Source organism: Acidaminococcus sp. (assembly GCF_057597765.1).
In genome coordinates, this window is record NZ_DBMBXK010000014.1 from 1 (window position 1) to 21895 (window position 21895).

General features: G+C 52.9%; 27 protein-coding genes. 23 read left to right on the forward strand and 4 right to left on the reverse strand.

Annotation, left to right across the window (positions count from 1 at the left end):
- From ACZOF8_RS09060 to ACZOF8_RS09160, 21 genes are all read left to right on the forward strand, one after another.
- Positions 1 to 250, forward strand: a 250-nt coding sequence (locus ACZOF8_RS09060) for a nucleotidyltransferase domain-containing protein (RefSeq protein WP_487426806.1), incomplete at its 5' end; no start/stop codon positions are given.
- Positions 251 to 454: 204 nt separating this feature from the next.
- A complete protein-coding gene (locus ACZOF8_RS09065) occupies positions 455 to 733 on the forward strand; it encodes a hypothetical protein (RefSeq protein WP_487426807.1) in 279 nt (92 codons plus the stop codon).
- Positions 734 to 768: 35 nt separating this feature from the next.
- Positions 769 to 1554, forward strand: a complete 786-nt coding sequence (locus tag ACZOF8_RS09070) for a phage distal tail protein (RefSeq protein ID WP_487426808.1) — start codon at positions 769 to 771, stop codon at positions 1552 to 1554.
- Positions 1551 to 2795 carry an XkdQ/YqbQ family protein gene (locus tag ACZOF8_RS09075; RefSeq protein ID WP_487426809.1) on the forward strand — a complete coding sequence of 415 codons (1245 nt, stop codon included), beginning with the start codon at positions 1551 to 1553 and terminating at the stop codon, positions 2793 to 2795. The genes ACZOF8_RS09070 and ACZOF8_RS09075 overlap by 4 nt, the downstream gene beginning before the upstream one ends.
- The gene (locus tag ACZOF8_RS09080; protein WP_329777587.1) at positions 2795 to 3439 is read left to right on the forward strand and encodes a hypothetical protein; all 645 of its coding nucleotides are present in this window, start codon (positions 2795 to 2797) and stop codon (positions 3437 to 3439) included. The genes ACZOF8_RS09075 and ACZOF8_RS09080 overlap by 1 nt, the downstream gene beginning before the upstream one ends.
- 1 nt (position 3440) lies before the next feature.
- Positions 3441 to 3776 (forward strand): hypothetical protein, encoded by a 336-nt coding sequence (locus tag ACZOF8_RS09085; protein ID WP_487426811.1) that lies wholly within the window; start codon positions 3441 to 3443, stop codon positions 3774 to 3776.
- Positions 3769 to 5268, forward strand: a complete 1500-nt coding sequence (locus tag ACZOF8_RS09090; protein WP_487426812.1) for a hypothetical protein — start codon at positions 3769 to 3771, stop codon at positions 5266 to 5268. The genes ACZOF8_RS09085 and ACZOF8_RS09090 overlap by 8 nt, the downstream gene beginning before the upstream one ends.
- Positions 5265 to 6386, forward strand: coding sequence for a radical SAM protein (locus tag ACZOF8_RS09095; RefSeq protein ID WP_487426813.1), 1122 nt, complete (start codon positions 5265 to 5267; stop codon positions 6384 to 6386). The genes ACZOF8_RS09090 and ACZOF8_RS09095 overlap by 4 nt, the downstream gene beginning before the upstream one ends.
- 722 nt (positions 6387 to 7108) lie before the next feature.
- Positions 7109 to 7519, forward strand: a complete 411-nt coding sequence (locus ACZOF8_RS09100; protein ID WP_487426814.1) for a hypothetical protein — start codon at positions 7109 to 7111, stop codon at positions 7517 to 7519.
- Positions 7513 to 8337: a hypothetical protein gene (locus ACZOF8_RS09105; protein ID WP_487426815.1), complete on the forward strand. Its 825-nt coding sequence runs from the start codon at positions 7513 to 7515 to the stop codon at positions 8335 to 8337. The genes ACZOF8_RS09100 and ACZOF8_RS09105 overlap by 7 nt, the downstream gene beginning before the upstream one ends.
- Positions 8338 to 8344: 7 nt before the next feature.
- On the forward strand, positions 8345 to 9307 hold the full coding sequence (locus ACZOF8_RS09110; protein ID WP_487426816.1) for a radical SAM protein: 963 nt from the start codon (positions 8345 to 8347) through the stop codon (positions 9305 to 9307).
- The gene (locus ACZOF8_RS09115) at positions 9304 to 9954 is read left to right on the forward strand and encodes a hypothetical protein (RefSeq protein WP_487426818.1); all 651 of its coding nucleotides are present in this window, start codon (positions 9304 to 9306) and stop codon (positions 9952 to 9954) included. The genes ACZOF8_RS09110 and ACZOF8_RS09115 overlap by 4 nt, the downstream gene beginning before the upstream one ends.
- Before the next feature lie 23 nt (positions 9955 to 9977).
- Positions 9978 to 10277 (forward strand): hypothetical protein, encoded by a 300-nt coding sequence (locus tag ACZOF8_RS09120; protein ID WP_279002597.1) that lies wholly within the window; start codon positions 9978 to 9980, stop codon positions 10275 to 10277.
- A complete protein-coding gene (locus ACZOF8_RS09125) occupies positions 10262 to 10579 on the forward strand; it encodes a hypothetical protein (protein ID WP_279002595.1) in 318 nt (105 codons plus the stop codon). The genes ACZOF8_RS09120 and ACZOF8_RS09125 overlap by 16 nt, the downstream gene beginning before the upstream one ends.
- Entirely contained in the window at positions 10576 to 11127 is a 552-nt protein-coding gene (locus ACZOF8_RS09130) for an N-acetylmuramoyl-L-alanine amidase family protein (RefSeq protein WP_487426819.1), read from the forward strand. The genes ACZOF8_RS09125 and ACZOF8_RS09130 overlap by 4 nt, the downstream gene beginning before the upstream one ends.
- A 115-nt stretch (positions 11128 to 11242) precedes the next feature.
- Positions 11243 to 11680 (forward strand): peptidase M24, encoded by a 438-nt coding sequence (locus ACZOF8_RS09135; RefSeq protein ID WP_487426820.1) that lies wholly within the window; start codon positions 11243 to 11245, stop codon positions 11678 to 11680.
- A gap of 114 nt (positions 11681 to 11794) precedes the next feature.
- Positions 11795 to 11998: an excisionase gene (locus ACZOF8_RS09140; RefSeq protein ID WP_487426821.1), complete on the forward strand. Its 204-nt coding sequence runs from the start codon at positions 11795 to 11797 to the stop codon at positions 11996 to 11998.
- Between the two features lie 64 nt (positions 11999 to 12062).
- Positions 12063 to 13358: a site-specific integrase gene (locus ACZOF8_RS09145; RefSeq protein WP_487426822.1), complete on the forward strand. Its 1296-nt coding sequence runs from the start codon at positions 12063 to 12065 to the stop codon at positions 13356 to 13358.
- Positions 13359 to 13574: 216 nt separating this feature from the next.
- Entirely contained in the window at positions 13575 to 14078 is a 504-nt protein-coding gene (locus ACZOF8_RS09150) for a hypothetical protein (RefSeq protein WP_329777600.1), read from the forward strand.
- Positions 14079 to 14118: 40 nt separating this feature from the next.
- Positions 14119 to 14634: a hypothetical protein gene (locus tag ACZOF8_RS09155; RefSeq protein ID WP_329777601.1), complete on the forward strand. Its 516-nt coding sequence runs from the start codon at positions 14119 to 14121 to the stop codon at positions 14632 to 14634.
- A gap of 403 nt (positions 14635 to 15037) precedes the next feature.
- A complete protein-coding gene (locus ACZOF8_RS09160; protein ID WP_487426823.1) occupies positions 15038 to 15505 on the forward strand; it encodes a low molecular weight protein-tyrosine-phosphatase in 468 nt (155 codons plus the stop codon).
- Here the strand turns inward: ACZOF8_RS09160 and ACZOF8_RS09165 are convergent.
- The 4 genes from ACZOF8_RS09165 to ACZOF8_RS09180 form a co-directional block, all read right to left on the reverse strand.
- Positions 15429 to 16133, reverse strand: coding sequence for a DUF2249 domain-containing protein (locus ACZOF8_RS09165; RefSeq protein WP_154488279.1), 705 nt, complete (start codon positions 16131 to 16133; stop codon positions 15429 to 15431). The two genes, ACZOF8_RS09160 and ACZOF8_RS09165, sit on opposite strands and share 77 nt — an antisense overlap.
- A 449-nt stretch (positions 16134 to 16582) precedes the next feature.
- Positions 16583 to 16846 (reverse strand): type II toxin-antitoxin system RelE family toxin, encoded by a 264-nt coding sequence (locus ACZOF8_RS09170; protein WP_022488289.1) that lies wholly within the window; start codon positions 16844 to 16846, stop codon positions 16583 to 16585.
- A gap of 1 nt (position 16847) precedes the next feature.
- Complete coding sequence (relB, locus tag ACZOF8_RS09175; RefSeq protein WP_022488288.1) at positions 16848 to 17072, reverse strand: type II toxin-antitoxin system RelB family antitoxin; 225 nt, start codon at positions 17070 to 17072, stop codon at positions 16848 to 16850.
- Between the two features lie 226 nt (positions 17073 to 17298).
- The gene (locus tag ACZOF8_RS09180; RefSeq protein WP_308664536.1) at positions 17299 to 18153 is read right to left on the reverse strand and encodes a LysR family transcriptional regulator; all 855 of its coding nucleotides are present in this window, start codon (positions 18151 to 18153) and stop codon (positions 17299 to 17301) included.
- 108 nt (positions 18154 to 18261) lie between these two features.
- Between ACZOF8_RS09180 and ACZOF8_RS09185 the strand changes: the two genes are divergently transcribed.
- Together ACZOF8_RS09185 and ACZOF8_RS09190 are read left to right on the forward strand one after the other, a co-directional pair.
- Positions 18262 to 20019, forward strand: a complete 1758-nt coding sequence (locus ACZOF8_RS09185; protein ID WP_308664537.1) for an ABC transporter ATP-binding protein — start codon at positions 18262 to 18264, stop codon at positions 20017 to 20019.
- Positions 20019 to 21761, forward strand: coding sequence for an ABC transporter ATP-binding protein (locus ACZOF8_RS09190; protein WP_487426825.1), 1743 nt, complete (start codon positions 20019 to 20021; stop codon positions 21759 to 21761). Before ACZOF8_RS09185 ends, ACZOF8_RS09190 begins: the two co-directional genes overlap by 1 nt.
- Positions 21762 to 21895 lie beyond the last annotated feature (134 nt).

Sequence of the window (21895 nt, forward strand, 5' to 3'; positions counted from 1 at the left end):
GAAAAACAGAATTATTGATTTGCATTGTTTTGAATATACGGACGAAGGTGAAATTCTTTATGATGGGGATTGTTTTCCGGTAGAAACTTTTTCGGGTAAAGGAAGAATTGAGGAAATAGAGGTTTCCTGTATTGAACCATATAGTCAAGTAATGTTCCATCTGGGATACGAGTTTGATGAAAATGATGCACATGATGTGAAGTTATTGTGTGAGACACTTCATATCGAAATTCCAAATGAGTATAGATAACTGCAAATAACAGTTTGTAGGGGAGTTCTGATACTCCCCTATAAAAATGGCTATTTATCAACTGTTTGTTGTGACATAGCCAAACAAAATTGAAAGCCCCCTGCTCCGGCAGCGGGCTTTTCTTATACCTGAATTTCATAGTTTTTTACAAGGGCAACGGAAAACCGGCTGCCCTATTTTTATATCCAAAAGGAGAGATGCACTATGAAGAACATGAAAGCTATGGCAATGACTCTGGCCCTGGTGGCCGTCATTACGGGGACGGCCTTAGCCGCCGACATCCGGGAAATCGTGGGGGACCCTGGCACCGGAATCACGGACCGGAACCCTACTTGCTACCAGAGCCGGATGGTCAATGGCCACCTGATTGAGTCCTACGTGGAAAATGATGTGGCTGTTACCAAACAGGATGGTGACGTGGTAATCCTGTACGAGATTGATCATGGGGACTTTATTCCCTTCGATCAGGATTCCAATAACTGATAAAAAACGGCAGCGGGAACCAGGGGGTGAAGAGCATGTTTCCGGAAAGAAAAGAAAATGAACAGAATTTTACCATCACCAAAGATGGTGTGGAATACAAGCTGCCAGTCCATTGGAGCCTTACGGACAGCGGCAGCTATACCTTCCGGAGCAAGCTCCAGTCCCGGGCCTTTGCCCATGGCAGTGATGCTGTGGGGGATGGGAAGATTGACGGACGGACCCTCCAGGTGGAGTTTTCCATGGAAGGGGCTACGGAAGAAGACCATGACGAGGTACTGAATGAGGCATATACCTTCTTTGGCCAGACTGACTATTCCCTGATGGCAGGCCGGCCAGACCGGGTCTACCATGTGGCCTGCCTGTCGAAAATCAAGCACAAGTTTGAGAACGGGTTCAAGCAGAGAAGGAGCAACATCACTGTTTCCCTTCTCCTGGCAGATCCGTTCCGCTATGAAGCTCAGGAATCCAGGGTGGTGTTCACCTTTCCCCAGGCTACGGTTCAGGCGGAAATGGTCCTCCACAACCTGGGGAGCGTGGATACACCGCTCACTTTTCGCTTTATTCCCCTGGACCGGATGACGAATCTTACGGTCTGGCATCAGGAGGCCAAAGAAAAGTTCACCTTAACGGATGCTTTGCTGGTGGCTCCCAAGACCTCCATCGTCAACGGCAGAGAAGGAACCGTGTGGCGGGACAAGGACAACAGCATCAATGCTTTTACGGGCACCTTCCTCCACGCCAAACCGGGAGCCAATCTTTTCCTGTACACCGGAGGAGCCGGGACGGTGGAAATTACCTATACCAACAGGTGGTTTGTATGACAAATTTCATCTTTGGACGGGGCCTGTTCGGCCGGTGGATCTTTGCCGGTCCTACTGGTGCCGGTGAAGGAAACAGCGACCGGGGCAAGGTCCATGAGTACTATCCTGGCCAATTTGTGGTCTATGCCTACAAAAAGGACGGGACCCGGACGGCCATTTTTGGCGGGGGCAGCGAGGCCAATGCCCTGAACGAAGTGACCTTTGAAATCACCAGCACCGGTTGTGGCCAGTGCCAGCTGACATTCTATAAGCAGCCTTCCAATGCCCAGCTGGACTATATGCAGCGCATCGACATCCACCTGTACGGAGACCGGAAGCCCTGGTACAGCGGGTACATCATCAGCCGGCCTATTGAAGGGACTACGGATACCAAGTTCGTGTACAAAGGCTATGGTTTCTACAACCGGCTGGAGAACGTGATGCTCTGGAAGACCTATGAGAACACCGATGTAGGGGACATCGTCCGGGACATTGCCCGCCAGGTGGAACGGCAGACTCTCCAGGTGGTCTACAACGACAGCAAGATCCAGAGCGTGGGATACCGTCCCACCAAACTGGTCTTTGACGGGGTGACGGTGAAAGAAGCCCTGAATACTCTGGCGGACTTTACGGTGGACTACGTGTACGGGGTGGATGAATACCGCTGCCTGTACTTTCGACGCAGAGAGACAGCAGTGAACGAACAGGCCCGTCTTACGGTAGGAAAACACATCACGTCCTATACACCCTCCTGGGATGTGTCCAAACTGGTGAACTGGGCCCGGATCAAAGGTGGCAGCGTGGATGAACAGGGAGAGCAGTGGCTGTGTATCGTTGAGGATAAGGACAGCCAAAACAGCTACGGGGTCCACCAGGCCGTCTGGAACCTGCCGGAAGCCTATGATGCCGCCGATGCCAAGCGTTGGGGCGAGAACCAGATCAGCCAGTACAAGGCCCCGGTGAAATCTGCAAAAATCAGCGGTGTCCGGCTGGAGTATCCCTACCCGGACGGAACCTTCAATGTGCGGCATATGTCCACAGAGGGACTTGCAGAAATCCGGAGGCTGGACGGGAACGCCGATACGTATCCCATCAAGAAAATCAAGTATACCTTATCTGGGGAAAACGGCATCAAGACAGAGATGGAACTGGGGGAGCCTCAGTTTTCCGTGGACCGGTACCTGTCCGACATCGAACGCCGGTCCAAGGATATCGAGCAGTCCCAGTCTTCGGCCCTGAAGCAATGGAAAGGAGGAAGCTGATGGCCATCCATGATTATCGATTCAATCCCTTTGAAAATACCTTCGACATCAAAAAGATTTTTGACGAAGCCCATGTAATTCCTACCAATAGTCCCTATACCATCCGCCTGGCGGAAGTGCCCCAGAAGACGTCTCCCACCACGCTGCAGGTGAAGTTCCAGAACGGGAATCTCCTGACGGAAGTAGCGGAAGAGCCAGCCCAGGGGCAGTATTGGCCGGACTACCTGACTACGGAGCACGGCATTGAGGGGTGGAATACCGGGACATTGAAATTTTCTGCAGCTGATGCGGGAAAGACTGTCCGTGTTACCTATAACGGGATGGGAACTCTGACCGATGATCGGCTCATTGACCAGGTGGAGATTTCCGTAACGTCCAGCACTCAGGCAGACAAGGACGCCCGGGTGATGGGCTTGAATTCCTGGGACGTAGAGACTGGACCTACATCGGCACCGGGACTGCAGTCCATCAAGTCTGCTTACCATATCCGGAAACACCGGGGCATTCCGGCAGGAACCTACACCCTCCGGCGTATCCTCCAGGAACTGGTGAACCGGTCTCATACGGAAGAATACTGGAAAGAGAATTCTCAGTGCAACTGCAACTGTAACTGCGACTGCAGCGACGATTCAGGAGGAGGCTAAGATGCTGGTCATTGACGAAAATAAGAACATCCAGGTATCCCAATACGATACCTTTTCTATCCGGTTTCGTTTTACCAACTATAAGCTGACCAATGCGGATAAGGTGGTCTTTGCTATTAAGAAAACTACCAATTCTTCCGAGGTGGTGTATACGGATACCTTCTACAACCCCAACAACAACTTCGTGGATGTGGTGGTGCCCAAGGGAGCGTTGGATTCTTTGGAACCTGGGGCATACATTTATGACTTGGCCATTATGAACAGCGAGACAGAACGGATCCTCACCTGTTTCTTTACCAAATCTTTCATCATTAAGGGGGTGGCCCACAATGTCTGATGCTGCCAATGTGGAAGTGACGCTCACCGTCCAGAACAACACGGAAGTGGAACTGGGGGATGTGGCGGATAGTTATGCCGCGGATCAGGCTCGGGAATACAAAAACAAAGCCGGAGAATATGCGGAAAATGCCCTGAACAGCCAGAACATGGCGGAAGCCTGGGCAGAAAGCGACAGCCCTCCCGCCGGAGAAGGAACCCGTTCCTCTAAAGTATGGGCAGATACAGCCCGGCAGTGGGCGGAAAGTTCCACCAATCCGGATGGGGTGTCCGGGGCCCGGTCCAGTAAGACTTGGGCGGAAACAGCTCGGGCCTGGGCCGAAACTGACGGGGAACCGGATGGAGTAACGGGGGCCAAGTCCGCCAAGACCTGGGCAGAAGCATCTTCCAAAAGTGCCGCCGAAGCATCTGCCAGCGCCAAGGCTGCAGACACCAGTGCCAAAGCCTCTGCCAGCAGTGCAGCAGCGGCCAAGGCTTCTCAGGAAGAAGCCACCACCCAGGCTACCATAGCACGGCAGAATGCGGAGAGCGCGGCAAAAAAACTGGCCCAGATGCAGATCGACCTGAAGGTGAAGGCGGACGTGGACAGCCCGGTCCTTACGGGAACTCCAGTAGCCCCGACCCCTGCAGAAAGTGCCCAAAGCACCCAGATCGCCAATGTGGCCTATGTGAAGCAGAAAATCGCAGAGCTGGTGAATGGCTCCGACGCCTCCCTGGATACCCTGAAAGAATTGGCGGATGCACTGGGGAACGATCCTGACTTTGCCACCACCATTATGACGGCCATGGGGAAAAAGCTGGATGCGAATGCAACGGCCCAGGCGGCTCTGGCAGATGGGAAGGGAAACAACATTGCAGAGACCTATGCCACCAAGGCGGAACTGACCGGGGAGACGGAAACTCTTGCTGCCGTGGCAAAAAGTGGAAGTTACAAGGATCTGTTAGACAGGCCCACCATCCCGGATAAAACCAGCCAGCTGACCAACGACAGCCGCTTTGTGGCTGCGGATGCAAACGGGAATGTGACTTTGACCGGTACGCTCACGGCTGCGAAAGTCTATAACGCGGTGTATAACGACTACGCCGAATTCTTTCCCCGGGGGGACGATACCCAGCGGGGAGACATTATAGCTTTGGACGAAACATCCAGCAAGGAACAATACATCAAAGCTACCGCCAGCAGCTCCTGTGTGGTGGGGGTCCATACGGAAGATTTTGCCTCCATCATCGGCGGTCGGACACTTTCTCCAGGGGATGATATTCTAAAGGTCAATCTCCCCACCTATATTCCGGTAGCCCTGGCCGGCCGTGTCCCTGTCCGGATGTACGGGAAAGCCAAAAAGGGTGGATGGGTCATTCCTTCGGAGATGCCGGGAGTCGGCCGAATGGCCCTTCCGGGCGAAAGTCTTACCCAGGCGGTGGGACAGATTGTGAAAGACGATACCGCAGAAAACGTGCGGCTGGTTAAAATCATAGTAAGGAGTGGAAGATGAAGTATCTGAGACGAACCGTTAACACCGTATTCCTCATGCTGGGGAATTCCTGCAACATGAATTGTGCCTACTGTTTGCAGCATCCTCTGGTGCATAAGCCCCTTACCCGGGAGGTCAACCCGGAAATCTATGACTTCCTGGAAGAGATTTCTCAAGAGAACACCCGGCCCCTCCACTTTCAGTTCTACGGCGGGGAGCCTCTGTTGTATTTTGGCACCATCCAGGAAGTGGTGGCAGCTGTTAAGAAACGCAAATTGAACATGACCTTTGGGATCATCACCAACGGGCGGGCTCTGACGGACGAAATGGTCCGTTTTTTTAATGCCCATCAATTTTCTGCCTGTGTGTCCTGGGATGGCCCTCATGTGAGGGAAACAAGAGGGTATGATGTGTTTTCTGTGCCGGAAACCCGAGAACGGATCCTGGCCCTGGAGCATCTCTGCCTTTCTGCCGTCCTTTCTGCTAGGGCCTATCCCCAGGAAGTCCTCCAGGCCTTCCAGCAGATTTCAGAAGAGTACAGCGCCATCCATGGGTATCAGATAGCGGTGAACCTGGACGAAATCATGGATACCGGCCTTCCTAAGAAGAAACTGCTAGCTATTGATTACAATCGGGTAGAGCGGGAAATGAAGGAAATGACACTCCGGTTTCTGGATGGCTTCGGAAAACGGGTTCCTCCAGAAAGATATACAGAAGAAGCCTATATCCGGCAGCTGTTTCATGCTTTGAAGGAATTCTACCTGACAGGAAAGGGAAAGTGGAACCGGTATACCGCTGCCTGCGGAAATGGGCTCACGGTGCTGAATCTGGACCTCCAGGGGAACCTTTATCCCTGCCACAACACATCCCGGAAGGCAGGCACCATCCAGGATGGATATTTCACCTATTTGCAGCGGATCCTTGCGGGAGATCATACTCGTGAACACAGAAAAGAGTGCTTATCCTGCACGGCCCTCGCCTTTTGCCAGGGAGGCTGCAAGCTGGTGGGGGACAAGGCCCGGAAGGAATCTTACTGCAAGTTCAAACGGGCCGTCTTTACTCCGGTCCTTATGGCCATCCAGCAGTACGGGCAGAAGCTATTGGAGAAGAACCATGGGAAAGAACGGAACCATCAATAAAACTTCTTTTACAGATACGTCTGCCCTTGGGGATACCAGTGAGCTCAAAGTAAAGGCCATCCATGTGACGGAACTGCAGACGGCCCTGGAACAGCTCACTACCTATGCGGTCAACGTGGACAACTGTGGGAACTGCGTGTATTGCCAGACTTGCCAGGGGTGTCAGACCTGCCAAGGGTGCCAGAGCACAAAATGCCAGTCCAGTTCCTGCCAGACCTGTCAGAGCATCAGCCAGTGCAGCTCGAGAAACTGCACCTGCCAGACGAGAGGGCAATGTGACTGCAACTGCTCTGGTGGCAACTGTAACTGTTCGGATGATTCGGGAGGAGGGCCATAATGGCAAGTCAGAACGAGATTGTATGGAAGAAGGACCTGACGGACATCCAGTCGGGACTGGAAACCCTTGCCACAAAGACGAAGATTTCCATCGACCTTTCCTCGATGAACTATGACAAGGTGAAGAAAATCAACGTGGCAGCCCTGGAAACAGCGGTGAACAAACTAGAGGAGGCCTTTTCGGGAAACTGTTGCCAGGCCAACTGCTGCCAGACTTGTCAGGGGTGCCAGTCTTGCCAGACATGCCAGGGATGCCAAAAATGCCAGACCTGTCAAGGATGCCAAACGTGCCAAGGGTGTCAGAAGTGTCAGTATTACATGACCAAAAACTGCAATTGCGACTGCAATTGCGATTGCTCGGATGACAGCTAAAGGAGGAACGAATCATGATTATTGCCAAAGGAAACGTAAGTACGGCGGAAGGGCCAATGCCGGTAGAGAATCTGCAGCCCGGAATGCTGGTGATAGATCGGGGTCATCGGGCCAGGAAACTGCTGAAGGTGGAACAGGTCCAGCTCCATCAGACACTTCACTTTGAAAGGAATACCGACCTGGTCCTGGCTGGGAACAGCATCCTTTTTACCCTTATTGGGTTGCGGAGCGCCATCGCCCTTAAAGGTGTACGTAAGGCCATGGGTGGACGGATCCAGATGCTCTTTGAAGGAAGAAAGATGCAGGATGATGTGATGAAGATAAAAAAAGAAGAAGTCACCGGATATCGCCTGACCATTGAGAACGGGAAGGACGTCCTGGTCAACGGGTACGATGTGGCAGACAAGGAGGAAGGGGTATGCTGAAAATCTATTACAACGAAGAATCCAATGCGGATTACCGGATCCACCTGATTCTTCGGGGCGATTTCTGCAAGGCGGAATGCAGCAGCAATAGCGAGAGCCGAAAGGGAGCCGATGTGATCGAAACCATGCATCCCTACAGTTCCTACGTCCTTACAGAAGGAAACGGAACAGTGAAACTGTTCCGCCGCCCTATGGCTTCGGACTACCGGTTCCTTGACCTGAACCGACTGGGGGTATCCATTAAACTGGATTTTGCCGTCCTGACCCAGCTTTATGGAAATACTACCATCCTTGATATCGATACGGGCATTATGGCGGAAGGCCAGCGATACATCGTGGTGCGGATGTTTAACGGGCAGAAAGAGAATCTAACCATAGAAACGGACCAGGAATATGAATTACTGCCCTTTCACACCAGCGACCTGGTTCTGGGGGATCATCCCCGGATGAAACTGTGGGACAGCTACAGCCTTTCTGCTGGTGGACGGGAGCTGATGGCCAACAGGAAAGGATACCTGATTGATGGAGATCCGGAAGAACCCTTCATCCCGGAAGGTGATAAGGATTATATCGATTTTACCATCCAAAAGTACAAGGGGAATTTCTCTACAAAGGAGAAGTTGACCAGGGATATTGACGATGAAGAAGTCTTTGTGGAAGCGTCTGCCGGCCTTGTGAATAACAGGCGGGTAAGATTGGTGAAGGGAACAGGCACTTTTCGTTTGTATCCCTTTGGGTACGAAGGCCCGGTGAAAATCAAGTTGGGCCGGAAGTGGTACGAAGTGTGGAACGACTACCTGGTGTTTGTTGGAAAGTAGGATGACTATGCAGAAAAATAGGTTGGATTTGTCGACCAAGGTTCAACTTACCCTTTACTTGGGCAGCCAGTGTAATCTCCACTGTGCCTATTGCCACAGGGAGGCCTCGGACGGGGAAGGGGGCATTTCGGAAGAATTCCTGGCGGAACTAAAAGAGAATCCTCCTGGATCCATCAAGTTCATGGGAGGGGAACCTTTGCTTTACATGAAAGAGATCCGAAAGGTGGTGGAGGCTGTACCAACGGCCAAGTTTTCAGTCAGCACCAACGGCATTGGCATCGAAAAGCACCTGGACTACTTCCGGGAACACCATTTCCAGATTTGCATCAGCTACGATGGAGCAGAAAAGGACCTGCGGGGCTATGATCCCTTTACTGCTCTTTTGGAGTATCCGGATCTGGCGGTTTCCACTACCCTGTACCACGGGAATACGGATATGGGAGCCATCATGGAGCGCTTTCGGGAGAAAGAGAGGGTCATCGGACGGCCTCTTTCCTTCTTTCCCCATCTCATGCATGTGACCAGTGAAGCCAATCGGCCCTATGCCCTGACCCAGGAAGACTATGATTCTCTCCTGGAGCAGTACAAGAAATACGTGGGACTTTACCTATCCCGGCTCCGGAGATTCGGTATCCGGGACAAACGGTATGATGGCCTCTACCAAACCCTGGAGCGGCGACGGGAAGTCCATTACACTTTTGGGGAGACTTACTGCAGCAACCGGCACATCCAGAAGGTGGATGCCCGAGGGCAGGCTTATCCTTGCTTGTATATCCGGAAAGAGAAACTGAGAAAGGATTGGCTGAAGGAACAGCAGGCTCTCATTGATTCCGTCAGTCCTGGCTGTCGCCAGTGTTCCGTCTACGGTATGTGCGGCGGGGCCTGTATTGTCAGCCAGGAACATGAAATGGAGTGCCGATTCTACAAGGCCCTCTATACCTGGTTCCAAAAGGAAGAGGATCGGTCATGAATAACATATTCATTTTCCCTGAGGCCATCCATACGGAAGATACCATTTCTCTGGATCTGGAAGAAAATGGATTGCGCTTTTTCTGTAATAACAAACGAGTGGTTATTGATCTTGCTGCATTGCGGAGCGGGTCCTCCACGGTGATTCTGAAAAATCCCATCACTGGGACCGTCTATCCGCTGTTTAACTTCCGGGAAATCCTCCAGGTGATGGATCTGGGTCCCCAGGAGCTGCTCCAGACCCTTCGCATCAACGGCTATGTGCAGATCGACAAGTCCGGGAAGGATACCTTCATCAAAGTGTTTCTGCCCAATGGGCAACCTGAATTAAAGAGTCGGACTCATGACTTTTCCCGGTTTCCCCATGTGGCCATGGCCGATCTCCATAAGCTGGACCGGGCTTTCAGTTGGTCTGCGCATACGGGGAAGGTCCAAATCCATTATGGCCGGATTGAGGGATCCCTGGTGTTTGACCGCTCAACCTTTTGGAAGGAACCGGTTTATGTGAGCCATGCCGGACAGAGCCAGGAGCTGACCGAGGGGGAAAACTGGTTTTCCTTCGTTTGGAGTCCTTCGGAAGATGTGTACTGTGGGCCTCAATGTGGACGGTACAAAGGACGGGCACTTCATCTAACACCCGGCTGCTAGTCACCAGAAAGGAGGAGAATACCATGGATTTCATCAGCTACACCTTTGTGAACGCAGTGATCAGTGCCCTGGCCGTATTCGGGTGCTGGCTCATCCTGCGTCCTCAAAAGATTGAGAATCGGGCGCTCCACAAGAGTATCGACAATAATACCAAGGCCCTGGAGGACCTGACCGGTCTGATCAACGAAATGCGAGTGGCCCAGGCAAGTGTGGAGACGAACATTACCAATCTCTGGCACCGGTACAAAGATCTGAAGGGAGAAGTAGACAGAATTCATGACCACAATCGGGATCTGGGGAATCCGCCATGTTCGAAAAAGTAAGAGGGTGGCTCAAGAAGAGCCTTGGGACTGTAAAGAAGCGCCTGAACCAGTTCCAGCAGCCCATTAAATGGATCGTCATAGGGTATCTTGTGACGGTCTTTTTGTTTGTAGTTTCCTATTACGGATTCTGGATGTATCTGGCCGTGATGGGAAAAATCCAGCTGCCGGACCTATTGGCAATGATACGGGAACTAGTGGGGCCTGCCATGGTAGGCTTTGTCACCTTCATTGCAGGCTGTTTCGTGGATCTTGATGGAAACGGAGTCCCGGATCATTTTGAAAAGGAGAAGGATAAGAAATGAAGATTTTTATTAATCCTGGGCATATGCCCGGTGTGGACAGTGGGGCCGTCAATGAAACTTATGGAGTCACCGAAGCGGATATCGTAAAAGAAATCGGAGCCGGAGTCCAGCAGTACCTGAACCGGGTGGGCTATGACTGTATGCTGGTCCAGTCCGACAATCTTTGCGGGGAATCTCCCAACTATACCAATATTTGTGCCAGCGCAAATGGGTGGAAGGCAGATCTCTTTCTTTCCATCCACTGCAATGCGGCCGCGGAAGAAGCCCAGGGGACGGAAACTCTGGTGTACAGCAGGGACAGCGAAGGAGCCTGCGCCCTGGCAGAATGCATCCAGAACCAGATTGTCCAGAGCCTGAGCACCGTGGACCGGGGTGTGAAGGAACGGCCGGGGCTGGCGGTGCTTCGGGAAACGGATATGCCGGCGGTTCTTGTGGAAACGGCGTTCATCACCAACGAAGAGGATGTGCAGCTCCTGATGAACCGGAAGGACGGATTTGCCCGTGCCATTGCCCGCGGGGTGACGGATTATGTGGCCCGGAAAGGATGAGAGACCATGGACATGTGGCGGATCAGCGATGAATTTCTCTTAGGCTATCTTTTGGGCATCTTGACCGGGGTGCTCCTGTTCACCTTGGTCATCTGAAGAAAGAGGGTGGGGATGATTGAGAAGAAACGTCTGGTTCTTCTTGGTGCTTTGTTTGTTATTCTCCTTTCCGCAGGTGTCCTGGGCCTCTACGTATACCATAACAGAAGAGGAACTGACCCAGTTGGAGCAGAATATCAGCGAGCTGCAGACCATCAACAACAGATTACAGAAGGAATCCAGTCAGCAGAAGAAACGCATGAAGGAATTGGAGACGCAATTGACCGCAGCACAGACCGAATTACAGAAAGCCAGGGAACAGTCCAATCGGCTCGGGAGTCAATTGAAAGATCTGGAGAGGACCTCGATCAGGCAGGAAGAATCCTTGCGGATTGCCAACGAATCCTTAGCCGCATACGAGAAAGAAACCAATAGAACACAGAAACGGCTGAAGGCACAGCGGAATTTGGCTTATGGAATAGGTACGGTTTTGCTGGTGGCTTTGGTGCGGAAATGAATAGAGCCATGGTGGGAATTCCTGCCATGGCTCTTTTTTCGTGCAAAAAGTACTTATTCCCCCTTTCCTGTCCTGTTACCAGTAGAAACAGACAGAACAGGAGGTTTGAAAACTATGGAAAGTAAAGAGATTCCCTTTAACCAGCGGTATGTCCTGACCGTGAAGGAGGCCAGGCAGTATTTCCACATTGGGGAAAAGCGGCTGCGGCGGATTGCGGCGGAACACCCTGGGGCGAAGTTTTTGGTCTGGAATGGACGAAGAGTGCTGATCATCCGGGAGGAGTTTGAAAAGTTTCTCCGCCAGACATCCTGTATTTAAGTTGACTTATTTGACATTTGGAGTGATGAATTAGGATGCCAAACAAGGAGAAGGGGGAAAAACAATGAAAAAAATCCATATGCGGGGCCGTGTGCGCCGGGATAAGAAAAGAAGGATCTTACGGGCGGGAGAGTCCGTGCGGATCGATGGAAAGTATCAGTTCAAATATATGGTGAACGGGCGGCCGAAATTCCTGTACAGCTGGAAGCTGGAGCCTACGGATCCCTTGCCGCCGGGACGGAAACCCTGCCTATCCCTCCGGGAAATGGAAGACAGCCTGGAAGTGAAACTGGTGATCTGCCCCAATGCCCATTCGGATTCCATGACCGTCCTGGAGCTGGTCCAGAGGTACCTGATGCTGAAAAAAGGCGTCAAACCCAATACCCTGAGCAACTACAAGTTCATAGTCAATGCTTTGAAGAAGGACCCGTTTTCCCAGAAGGCCATTGGGAAGGTGAAAATGTCCGATGCCAAATTGTGGCTGATCAAAATGCAGTCGGAAGGGAAAGGGTACAGTACCATCCACAGTATCCGGGGCGTGGTACGTCCGGCCTTTCAAATGGCCGTGGATGATGAGATCCTCTGGAGGAATCCTTTCAACTTCGAAATGAAGGATGTGCTGATCAACGACAGCGTACGGCGGGAGGCTCTTTCCAAACGGGACATGCGGATTTTCCTGGAATTCATCCGGAAGGACGAATACTTCAAGAGGTACTACGAAGGAATCTACATCCTGTTCCATACCGGGCTGCGGATCTCAGAATTCTGCGGGCTGACGGTGAACGACATTGACCTGGAAAAGCGGACCATCAACGTGGACAAGCAGCTCCAGAAATCCAACAGTAAATATTACATCCTGTCCACCAAAACCAAGGCCGGGGCCCGGCTGTTGCCCATGACGGACGAAGTGTACCGGTGCTTTGTGACCGTCCTCCGGCAGCGGAGGCCGCCAAAGGTGGAACCCATCATCGACGGAGTGGGGCAGTTTCTTTTTTATGATAACAGGGGCTTTCCCATGGTGGCCCAGCACTGGCAGAAGTATTTTCAGCATATCCTGAAGAAATACAACAGCACCTACAAGTACCAGCTGCCGAAGATCACCCCTCACGTGTGCCGCCACACCTACTGCACCAACATGGCTCTGTCCGGGGTGAGCGCCAAGACTCTCCAGTACCTGATGGGTCACAGCGACATCGGCATCACCCTGAATGTGTACACCCACATCAAGTTCAACGATGCCCAGAAGGAAGTGGAAGTGATCCAGGCCCGGCAGCAGAAGGAGATGGAAAGCGTAAGGGAAGAACTGGAAAAGGTGGGCGAGATCCAGCCGAAGGTGATCCGGTTTCCGAATAAGGCGTAGAAACTGGGAAGGCAGTTGGCCTTTGCCGGAAAAAAGAGAAGACCCGCAGTCTTGTGATTGCGGGTCTTTTCTGTGGTGTTTTTGGGATAGGTCGTTTGGTATAATGGGCATAGAGAAAGAAAAAAACGGTTGATGGGGGTCTGAAACATGAGCATAAACCGAAGTCATAAACATGGACTGTGCGTTGACACAATGTGGGAGGATTTGAAGCCCCAGGTGAATCAGGTGATCCAAAAATATTTTGCAGAACATAATCTTTCAGTAGAAAAGCTGAAAAAATGTAGGATAAGTGAAGATTATGAAATGCGAGGGTACCAGGCACCTGCTTCTCCTTATAATGTGCCAACCAAGGATTACGGTAAAAATGTGATGGATGATTCAGTTGTACCGCCAATTGTTTTGCTTCTGCGTAAAAAGGGTGACAGGCTGGAAGTCGAGCCTACAAGATATACAAGACCATTTCTAACCAAGGAATCAGATTACTTTCTTGTAACGGTTGATTTTCTAAAATACCGGATCAATTCTTTAATCCAGCACGTCGTTTTTGATTATAAGGGAATTCCCTGCGGGGTGGATCCCCTTTCTCATCATGAGTTCGATGTATGGTATGGCGACAAAGCGGAAACAATGACCAGCATAGATGACGTTATGAACAAGCCGTTCTTTGATGGAAAGAGTCTTACTGAAATTGCTTCTGAAATAGAAAATGTGGAATTCTAGATGGTTGTGCTGTTTTTAAAGATGCGGTAGGTGCAGAATCATGACAAGTTCTGACGAAATAGATAAAAAATCATCTAAGGATGAAGAAGTCCTGGCGAAAATCAATTCTGAACTTCAAAATATGGATCGAATTTATATAATGGCTTCTGAACCGCTTGAAGGGCGCTCCATTGAGGAAATGCAGGAATTAGCAGAGAAGACAACAGATACGGAAACGCTGGCGAACCTCTATGCGGCCGTTTGTAATGAATTTTTCTGGATAGAAGATAACGAATATGATTTTCCCCAGGGAACACCGGAATATGCAGAAGCGATTCAAATAACCGATCAATGGGGAAATCTTATGGACGAACTGGAAGCACGGCTTATGCAGATTGCGGCAGAGGAAAGGCTGCTTCTGCCGGAAGAATCCGTTAGCTGGCGTCTAAATCGAATAGAACGATTTATGAAAAAATATGGCCTTGTGAATGCCGGTGGCTGGTGGGTCAAAGAAACACTGAAAAATGAAGAACTGCAGGGGCAACTGGCATTTTTGATTCCGAATCTTGGTCATTGAATTTGTGAGAGCGGCCAGGGATGGGTTTGCCTTCGGCGAACCCCTACGCCGTCTTCGTCGGGGTGACGGGGAGAAGGTTCAATTGGGTGGAACTCCGTTTTTCTCCTTCAAAGGAACCCGCTGCCGGGTTCCGTCCATCGGCCGCTGACCGCTGACAGTTGACTGCTGACAAAAGGGAATGCCGCATATTTTGTGCAGCACTCCCTTTTCTGCTATAATCAATCCCAGAAAACGCTTAGTAGTAGGAATTGCCCAAAATACTACTACTTTTACTACTTAGAGGAGAAAAGTTATGCCAGGTTATGCCATTTCTTGTCTTCCCTGAATGGACTGGCAAAATCCGGGAATCGGCATTAATTCGGCATAGTTTGGCATAACATGGCATAGAGAGGAGCTAGTGTCTATGGTGAAAGTACTTTTTATTTGCCACGGCAACATCTGCCGTTCCCCCATGGCGGAATTTGTCATGAAGGAGCTGGTTCGGCGTCATCATTGTGCCGATGCTTATGAAATCGCTTCGGCGGCTACCAGCCGGGAGGAAATTGGCAATGACACCCACTGGGGGACCAGGGAGCAATTGGATCTCCACCATATTCCCTATGCGCCCCGGAAGGCCCGGCAGATGACCCGGGGAGATTATGGGTACTATGATCTGCTCATTGGGTTCGATGATGAGAACCTTCGGGAGATCCGCCGGATCGCCGGGGGAGACCCGGATGGCAAAATCCACCTGCTGCTGGATTTCACCGATCATCCCCGGGAAATCGCCGACCCCTGGTATACGGGGGATTTTGTCAGCACGTACCGGGATGTGAAGGAAGGGTGTGAGAGCCTTTTCTGTCGGAAAAATGTTCCTTCAGCAGCTGGTTGATTTCGGCTCTTTCTTTGCCCTGCTTTTCCATCTGTTTGATCAGTTTGTAGGCGTGGAACAGGGGGGAGGGGGCGATTTCGGAGCTGAAGAAGCCGATGCCCATGTTCCAGGCCAGCTGTTCGAACACATCATCCAGGGCCCGGGAATCCAGGCCGTTGGCATAGGCCTTCAGCAGTTCCCGCATGGCCTGGCGCATCCGCCCGGCACCTACTGCATTGGCCAGGGAGAGCAGCAGCCGGATATTGTAATCCAGGTAGCGTTTTTCGCTTTTCCAGGTCATATCCCAGAATTCCACTGCCAGTTCGCCCAGTTTTTCGTCAATCATGGGGTAGTTGGTGATCACCGCCGGCCGTTCCGGGGCTTCTTCCGTGTTCCCTTTGTTTTCGGTCCGGTAGAAATAGGCGTGGTATTCGTTGGGGGCCTTTTTCTCAGTGGCATGTTCATAGCCCAGCATTTCCATCACTTCGTAGAGGGGGATGGGTTCGAAGGTCTGGATTACTTCCAGTCCCTGGCCCACAGGGAGCTTGGCCGCCTGTTTTTTCAGGCCTTCCAGGAAATTCCCGGCAATGCCCCGCACGTCGACTTTTTTAAAGCTGCTGATTTTATCGTTCCATTCCAGATTTTTCATACCGATTCTCCTTCCATTTGTTCCTGTTACCATGGATAATGTTACGTTCTTCGTCTTCCTGGAAACAATATAGCATGGAAAAAGAAACCGGTATGTTGTTTTTACAACGAAAATTGGCACAGGAAACCCTCCGGGAGGCCGGGGAGGGCGTGCCTCTGGCGCGCCCCTACGCGTCAGGGTCGGGGGTTCGGTGCACGGTCTGTATTTCGGTGCGTAAATCGGTACCGTAGGGGCTCCACGCCGGGGAGCCCGCAAAAAACACCGATTGTACGGGCGTAATAGCAATCATCCCTACGCTAACTACGTCCAATCCGATTGAAGGAGATCCCTCGATTCCAACGTGGTAGGGGCTGCCCGCAGGGAAGCCCGTCCCGGCCGCCGGTTTTTACTGTTACCTATTGAAAAAAATGAGCTGCTGCATATACCTGCAACAGCTCTAATTCATTTGATTACCGATAAACTTCCCGTCGGTGAGCAATTTCAAAAAGAAATACAATCAGCACATCATCCTGGATTTCGGCAAACAGCCGGTAATCTCCTACCCGGTATCGCCACACCCCTTTCAAGTTTCCCGTAAGAGATTTTCCATGCTGTCGGGGATCCGTTGTATCCACCAGGTTTTTAACCACCCAGTTTTTGATGACACGGGCCGTTTGTTTGTCCAGTTTTTTCAGTTCTTTTACCGCGTGTTCAGAGAACCGTACCTGGTACATATTAAATGCCCAGCTCTTTCCAGACCTCTGTATGATCATATGTCTTTTCTTTCTTCAGCAGTGCCCGGGCCCGCAGGATCCGGTCCTCGTCCAGTTTCATATCCTCCTCGATTTTATCCAGCACCAGGCTGCGGATAAAAGAAGAAAGATTCAGATTATTGGCGGCCACATAATTTTGAATCAGTTTGTTTTCTTCATCGCTGACCCGAAGAGAAATGGTACTCATAGGAAATCCTCCCTCGTAATACATGTAATACCTTCTACCATAAGTATAGCAAAAATGCGTGAAAAAGCAAGAGAAGAGAAGGGGGAAAGGGAAGATCCCTTCGGGAGGCCGGGAAGGGCGTGCCTTTGGCGCGCCCCTACGCGTCAGGGGCGGGGGGTTGGTGACGAGCCAGCAGGCCTGCCAGTTTGCATTTTTCCCGTGCAGACAGTTCCATGGTATCGCCTCCTCAGTAATTTTCCCAGAAGAGCCGGGCGGTTTCGTGAAGAGGCCGGCCTTTTTTCCGGACCAGCACCACCTGGCTTTCCAGCTTTTCTTCCCGGACCGGTACCGCATTCAGGTTCTGGCTCAGGTTCACCACGCTTTCCGGCACCAGGGCCACCCCCAGTCCCGCCTGGGCCCACTGGAGGCAGCTCCGGGCATCGTCTGCCAGGCACCGGAAATACAGGGAAAAGCCCCGGCCCCGGCAGATTTCCTGGATGATCCGCTCCCACCGCCGGTATCCCAGAAGGGGCAGCTCCTCTAGATCTTCCAGGGTAAAGGCCTCCGGCAGGTGTTGGGGGAACAGTTCCCGGCTTCCCAGGGCGCAGAAATGCTCCCGGCACAGCACCTTTCCTTCCACCCGGGTTTTGGAAAAGGGGGTCCGGATCACGGCCAGATCCACCGTCTCCTTTTCCAGGGCGTCCAGCAGCTGGTAGGTGTTCCCTTCGTACAGCTGGATGGAAATCTCCGGGTACTTCTGGGCGAAATACCGAACCCCCCGGAAAAACCGTTCTCCGGCGCCAGAAGAGATCATCCCCAGATGGAGACTGCCTTTTTTTCCCAGCTGGAAATTCTTCATGTCCTCCTGGGCCGCAAGGGTCAGGGTCTGGATCCGTTTGGCCGTGTCATAGAGGCTTTTCCCCGCTTCCGTGAGACGGATCTTCCGTCCGCCCCGTTCCAGCAGCCGTACCCCGCACTGGGCTTCCAGCCGCTGGAGCTGGAGGGACACCGGGGGCTGGGTCAGGTTCAGCCGCCGGGCCCCTGCTGAAATGGACCCTTCTTCCACCACTGCAATGAGACAGTTCAGCTGTTCCAGGTTCATAATGCATCCTCCTATATGGAAAATATATGGTTCTCAATAGATTCAATATTTATTATATAGTATTTCCGGTGGTAAGATAAAGACAGTTCAAGCAATGAGGTGCTGATTATGAAAAAATTTCTTTCTTATTTTAAGGGGTACCGCTGGGACTGCATCCTGGCCCCTTTGTTCAAACTGCTGGAAGCCCTGATGGATCTGGCGGTGCCGTTGGTGATCGCTGCCATGATCGACCAGGGACTTTCCACCGGTGACGAAGGCTTCCTGTTCCGCTGCTTCCTGGTGCTTATGGGGCTTATGGTGCTGGGCATGGGCTTTTCCTTTACCGCCCAGTATTTCGCCGCCCGGGGCAGCGTGGGGGTCATTACCCGGCTCCGGCAGGCTCTGTTCGACCATATCCAGGGACTGTCCTACAGGGAACTGGACACTTTGGGCACCGATACCCTGATCACCCGGCTCACCAGTGACGTGAATCAGGTCCAGACCGGGCTGAACATGGCTCTGCGGCTGCTGCTCCGGAGTCCCTTCATTGTGTTCGGGTCCATGGTCATGGCCTTTTTCATCGATGTGCCCAGTGCCCTGGTGTTTGCCGTGGCCATCCCCCTGCTGCTGGTGGTGGTGCTGGGGATCATGCTCCGGAGCATCCCTTTGTTCAAACGGGTCCAGGAAACTCTGGACAGACTGCTCCAGACCACTAGGGAAAACCTGACCGGGGTCCGGGTGATCCGGGCCTTCTGCCGGGAACAGGCGGAAATCCGGGAATTCGACAGCCGGAATGCTGACCTGACCCGGAAGAACCTTCATGTGGGCCGCTGGTCCGCTTTGATGACACCGGGCACTTATTTGCTGGTGAACCTGGCCACGGTGGTGCTGATCCGCCAGGGTGCCCTCCGGGTGGAACTGGGGGCCATGGCCCAGGGGGATGTGGTGGCTCTTTACAATTATATGGCCCAGATGATCATTGAACTGGTGAAACTGGGCAGTATGATGATTACATTGAATAAATCGGCAGCCTGTGCAAGCCGCATCCAGGGAATCCTGGAGGTGGAAAGTTCCATGACCAGTCCCGCTGCTTACGGACCCCTTCAACCGGTGAGCGGGGGACCGGCCGTGGCTTTCCATCACGTGTCCTTTGGCTATGCCGGAGGCGCCGAAGCGGTGACAGATCTGGATTTTGCCATTCCCAAAGGCAGTACTGTGGGAATCATCGGGGGCACCGGCAGCGGCAAGACCACCCTGGTGAACCTGATTCCCCGTTTTTATGATGTGACACGGGGCCAGGTGGAAGTGGAAGGCCGGGACGTGCGGGAATACCCGGCCGGCCATCTGCTGGAAAAAATCGCCCTGGTACCCCAGAAGGCAGTGCTTTTTGAAGGCACCATCCGGGACAACCTGCGTTGGGGCAAGGCTGATGCCACCGACGAAGAACTGTGGCAGGCCCTGGAAACTGCCCAGGCCAAAGATGTGGTGCTGGGGAAGGAAGGCCGGCTGGATGCCCTGGTGGAACAGGGGGGACGGAACCTGTCCGGAGGCCAGAAACAGCGGCTGACCATTGCCCGGGCCCTGGTGAAGAAACCGGATATCCTGATCCTGGACGATTCTGCCAGTGCCCTGGATTTTGCCACCGACCTCCATCTCCGCCAGGCCATCAAGGCCCTGGAAGGGGAAATGACCGTATTCATCGTGTCCCAGCGGACCAGCAGCGTCCGCCAGGCAGATGTGATTTTGGTGCTGGATGACGGGAAACTGGTGGGCCAGGGAACCCATCTCCAGCTGCTGGAAACCTGCCCGGTGTACCAGGAAATCTTCGATTCCCAGTATCCCGGCCGCCGGGCGGAAGAAATCCGCAAGGGAAAGGAGGAAGCCTGATGTCCATGGATAGAAACAATTCCAGCTGGGTCACCCTGAAAAAAGTCTGGAAGATCATCGACGCCTACCGGATGCTCCTTATTGGGAGCCTGGTGCTGGCCGGTGTTTCCGTAGCTCTCCAGCTCTATGTGCCCATCCTGTTCGGCCGGGCCATTGACGGGATCCTGGGACCGGGACAGGTGGATTTCCCCCTGGTGGGCCGCTATGCTTCCCAGATCCTCTTTTTGGTAGTCCTGTCCAGCCTGGCCACCTGGGCCATGAATCTCATCAACAACCAGTTGGCCTTTAACACCGTCCGGGATATCCGGAGCCGGGCCATCCGTCAGATCCAGCAGCTGCCCCTGTCCTTTTTGGACGGCCACAGCACTGGTGACCTGGTCCAGCGGGTGATCGCCGACGTGGACCAGATTTCCGACGGGCTGCTTTTGGGGTTCACCCAGCTGTTTTCCGGGCTGGTGACCATTGTGCTCACTTTGTATTTCATGTTTTCCACCCACCGGAACATTTCTCTCATGGTGATCGTCCTGACCCCGGTGAGCTTCCTGGTGGCCCGGTTCATCGCCAGCCGGTCCTATCGGCTGTTCCAGAACCAGACCGCCATCCGTGGGAAGCAGACCGCCCTGATTAACGAAACCATCGGCAGCGAAAAAGTGGTGAAGGCCTTCTGCCATGAAGAACGTTCTTCAGACCAGTTCCGGAGCCTTAACGAAGAGCTGCAGCAGGCCACCCAGGGAGCCCTGTTCTACAGCTCCCTCACCAACCCGTCCACCCGGGCGGTGAACAACGCCATCTATGCCCTGGTGGCCCTGGTGGGGTGCTGGGAGATCCTGGGCGGAGGGCTTACCGTAGGGGGGCTCACCGTGCTGCTGTACTACGCCAACCAGTACATGAAGCCCTTTACGGACATCAGCTCCGTGGTCACTGAGCTCCAGAATGCCCTGGCCTGCGCTGCCCGGGTGTTCGCTCTCATCGAAGAGACTCCCCAGAGCGCCGATCCGGACCGGAAACTGGTGTTCCGGGAAGGGCGCGTGGACATTTCCCATGTGTATTTTTCCTACAATAAAAAGCGCCCTCTGATCGAAGACTTCAACTTCCAGGTGGAACCGGGCCAGACCACCGCCATTGTAGGGCCCACCGGCTGCGGCAAGAGCACCTTCATCAACCTGCTTATGCGGTTCTACGATGTGGACCGGGGGACCATCGCCATCGACGGCCAGGATACCGGGAAAGTGGACCGGCATTCTCTCCGGAGGACTTACGGCATGGTGCTCCAGGAAACCTGGCTGAAACAGGGGACCATCCGGGAGAATATCGCCTTCGGGAAGCCGGGAGCCACCGAAGAAGAGATCATCCAGGCCGCCAAAGAAGCCCACAGCTGGGAATTCATCCGCCGGCTGCCCCGGGGGCTGGATACGGTGGTGGACGACGACAGCCTGAGCCAGGGACAGAAACAGCTCCTGTGCATCACCCGGGTGATGCTGGCCCTGCCGCCCATGCTGATCCTGGACGAAGCCACCTCCAGCATCGACACCCGGACCGAGATCCAGATCCAGAACGCCTTTGCCAAGCTCATGGAAGGCCGCACCAGCTTCATCGTGGCTCACCGGCTCAGCACCATCCGCAGCGCCGACCGGATCCTGGTGATGAAAGACGGGAAAATCATAGAGCAGGGCACCCACCAGAGCCTGATGGAACAGGGAGGGTTTTACAAGGAGCTGTACAACAGTCAGTTTGCAGGGTGATAAGGGTGTTGCACAGAACGTGCAACACCCTGTTTTCCATTCACCACCCAAAAACGCCCATTCATCCCACAGGGGGTTCTCAAATCTGGAAACTCCGGTATAATGGGACCTGAGGGGAAATTACCTGTACCGAG

What these genes read in the sequence shown, in the direction of transcription:
- ACZOF8_RS09145 (WP_487426822.1), top strand. Translation starts at nt 12,063, where the DNA reads ATGAAAAAAATCCATATGCGGGGCCGTGTGCGCCGGGATAAGAAAAGA.
- ACZOF8_RS09085 (WP_487426811.1), top strand. Translation starts at nt 3,441, where the DNA reads ATGCTGGTCATTGACGAAAATAAGAACATCCAGGTATCCCAATACGAT.
- ACZOF8_RS09095 (WP_487426813.1), top strand. Translation starts at nt 5,265, where the DNA reads ATGAAGTATCTGAGACGAACCGTTAACACCGTATTCCTCATGCTGGGG.
- ACZOF8_RS09090 (WP_487426812.1), top strand. Translation starts at nt 3,769, where the DNA reads ATGTCTGATGCTGCCAATGTGGAAGTGACGCTCACCGTCCAGAACAAC.
- ACZOF8_RS09110 (WP_487426816.1), top strand. Translation starts at nt 8,345, where the DNA reads ATGCAGAAAAATAGGTTGGATTTGTCGACCAAGGTTCAACTTACCCTT.
- ACZOF8_RS09070 (WP_487426808.1), top strand. Translation starts at nt 769, where the DNA reads ATGTTTCCGGAAAGAAAAGAAAATGAACAGAATTTTACCATCACCAAA.
- ACZOF8_RS09100 (WP_487426814.1), top strand. Translation starts at nt 7,109, where the DNA reads ATGATTATTGCCAAAGGAAACGTAAGTACGGCGGAAGGGCCAATGCCG.
- ACZOF8_RS09185 (WP_308664537.1), top strand. Translation starts at nt 18,262, where the DNA reads ATGAAAAAATTTCTTTCTTATTTTAAGGGGTACCGCTGGGACTGCATC.
- ACZOF8_RS09105 (WP_487426815.1), top strand. Translation starts at nt 7,513, where the DNA reads ATGCTGAAAATCTATTACAACGAAGAATCCAATGCGGATTACCGGATC.
- ACZOF8_RS09120 (WP_279002597.1), top strand. Translation starts at nt 9,978, where the DNA reads ATGGATTTCATCAGCTACACCTTTGTGAACGCAGTGATCAGTGCCCTG.
- ACZOF8_RS09155 (WP_329777601.1), top strand. Translation starts at nt 14,119, where the DNA reads ATGACAAGTTCTGACGAAATAGATAAAAAATCATCTAAGGATGAAGAA.
- ACZOF8_RS09160 (WP_487426823.1), top strand. Translation starts at nt 15,038, where the DNA reads ATGGTGAAAGTACTTTTTATTTGCCACGGCAACATCTGCCGTTCCCCC.
- ACZOF8_RS09130 (WP_487426819.1), top strand. Translation starts at nt 10,576, where the DNA reads ATGAAGATTTTTATTAATCCTGGGCATATGCCCGGTGTGGACAGTGGG.
- ACZOF8_RS09065 (WP_487426807.1), top strand. Translation starts at nt 455, where the DNA reads ATGAAGAACATGAAAGCTATGGCAATGACTCTGGCCCTGGTGGCCGTC.
- ACZOF8_RS09115 (WP_487426818.1), top strand. Translation starts at nt 9,304, where the DNA reads ATGAATAACATATTCATTTTCCCTGAGGCCATCCATACGGAAGATACC.
- ACZOF8_RS09075 (WP_487426809.1), top strand. Translation starts at nt 1,551, where the DNA reads ATGACAAATTTCATCTTTGGACGGGGCCTGTTCGGCCGGTGGATCTTT.
- ACZOF8_RS09170 (WP_022488289.1), bottom strand. Translation starts at nt 16,846, where the DNA reads ATGTACCAGGTACGGTTCTCTGAACACGCGGTAAAAGAACTGAAAAAA.
- ACZOF8_RS09140 (WP_487426821.1), top strand. Translation starts at nt 11,795, where the DNA reads ATGGAAAGTAAAGAGATTCCCTTTAACCAGCGGTATGTCCTGACCGTG.
- ACZOF8_RS09190 (WP_487426825.1), top strand. Translation starts at nt 20,019, where the DNA reads ATGTCCATGGATAGAAACAATTCCAGCTGGGTCACCCTGAAAAAAGTC.
- ACZOF8_RS09125 (WP_279002595.1), top strand. Translation starts at nt 10,262, where the DNA reads ATGTTCGAAAAAGTAAGAGGGTGGCTCAAGAAGAGCCTTGGGACTGTA.
- ACZOF8_RS09165 (WP_154488279.1), bottom strand. Translation starts at nt 16,133, where the DNA reads ATGAAAAATCTGGAATGGAACGATAAAATCAGCAGCTTTAAAAAAGTC.
- ACZOF8_RS09080 (WP_329777587.1), top strand. Translation starts at nt 2,795, where the DNA reads ATGGCCATCCATGATTATCGATTCAATCCCTTTGAAAATACCTTCGAC.
- ACZOF8_RS09180 (WP_308664536.1), bottom strand. Translation starts at nt 18,153, where the DNA reads ATGAACCTGGAACAGCTGAACTGTCTCATTGCAGTGGTGGAAGAAGGG.
- relB (WP_022488288.1), bottom strand. Translation starts at nt 17,072, where the DNA reads ATGAGTACCATTTCTCTTCGGGTCAGCGATGAAGAAAACAAACTGATT.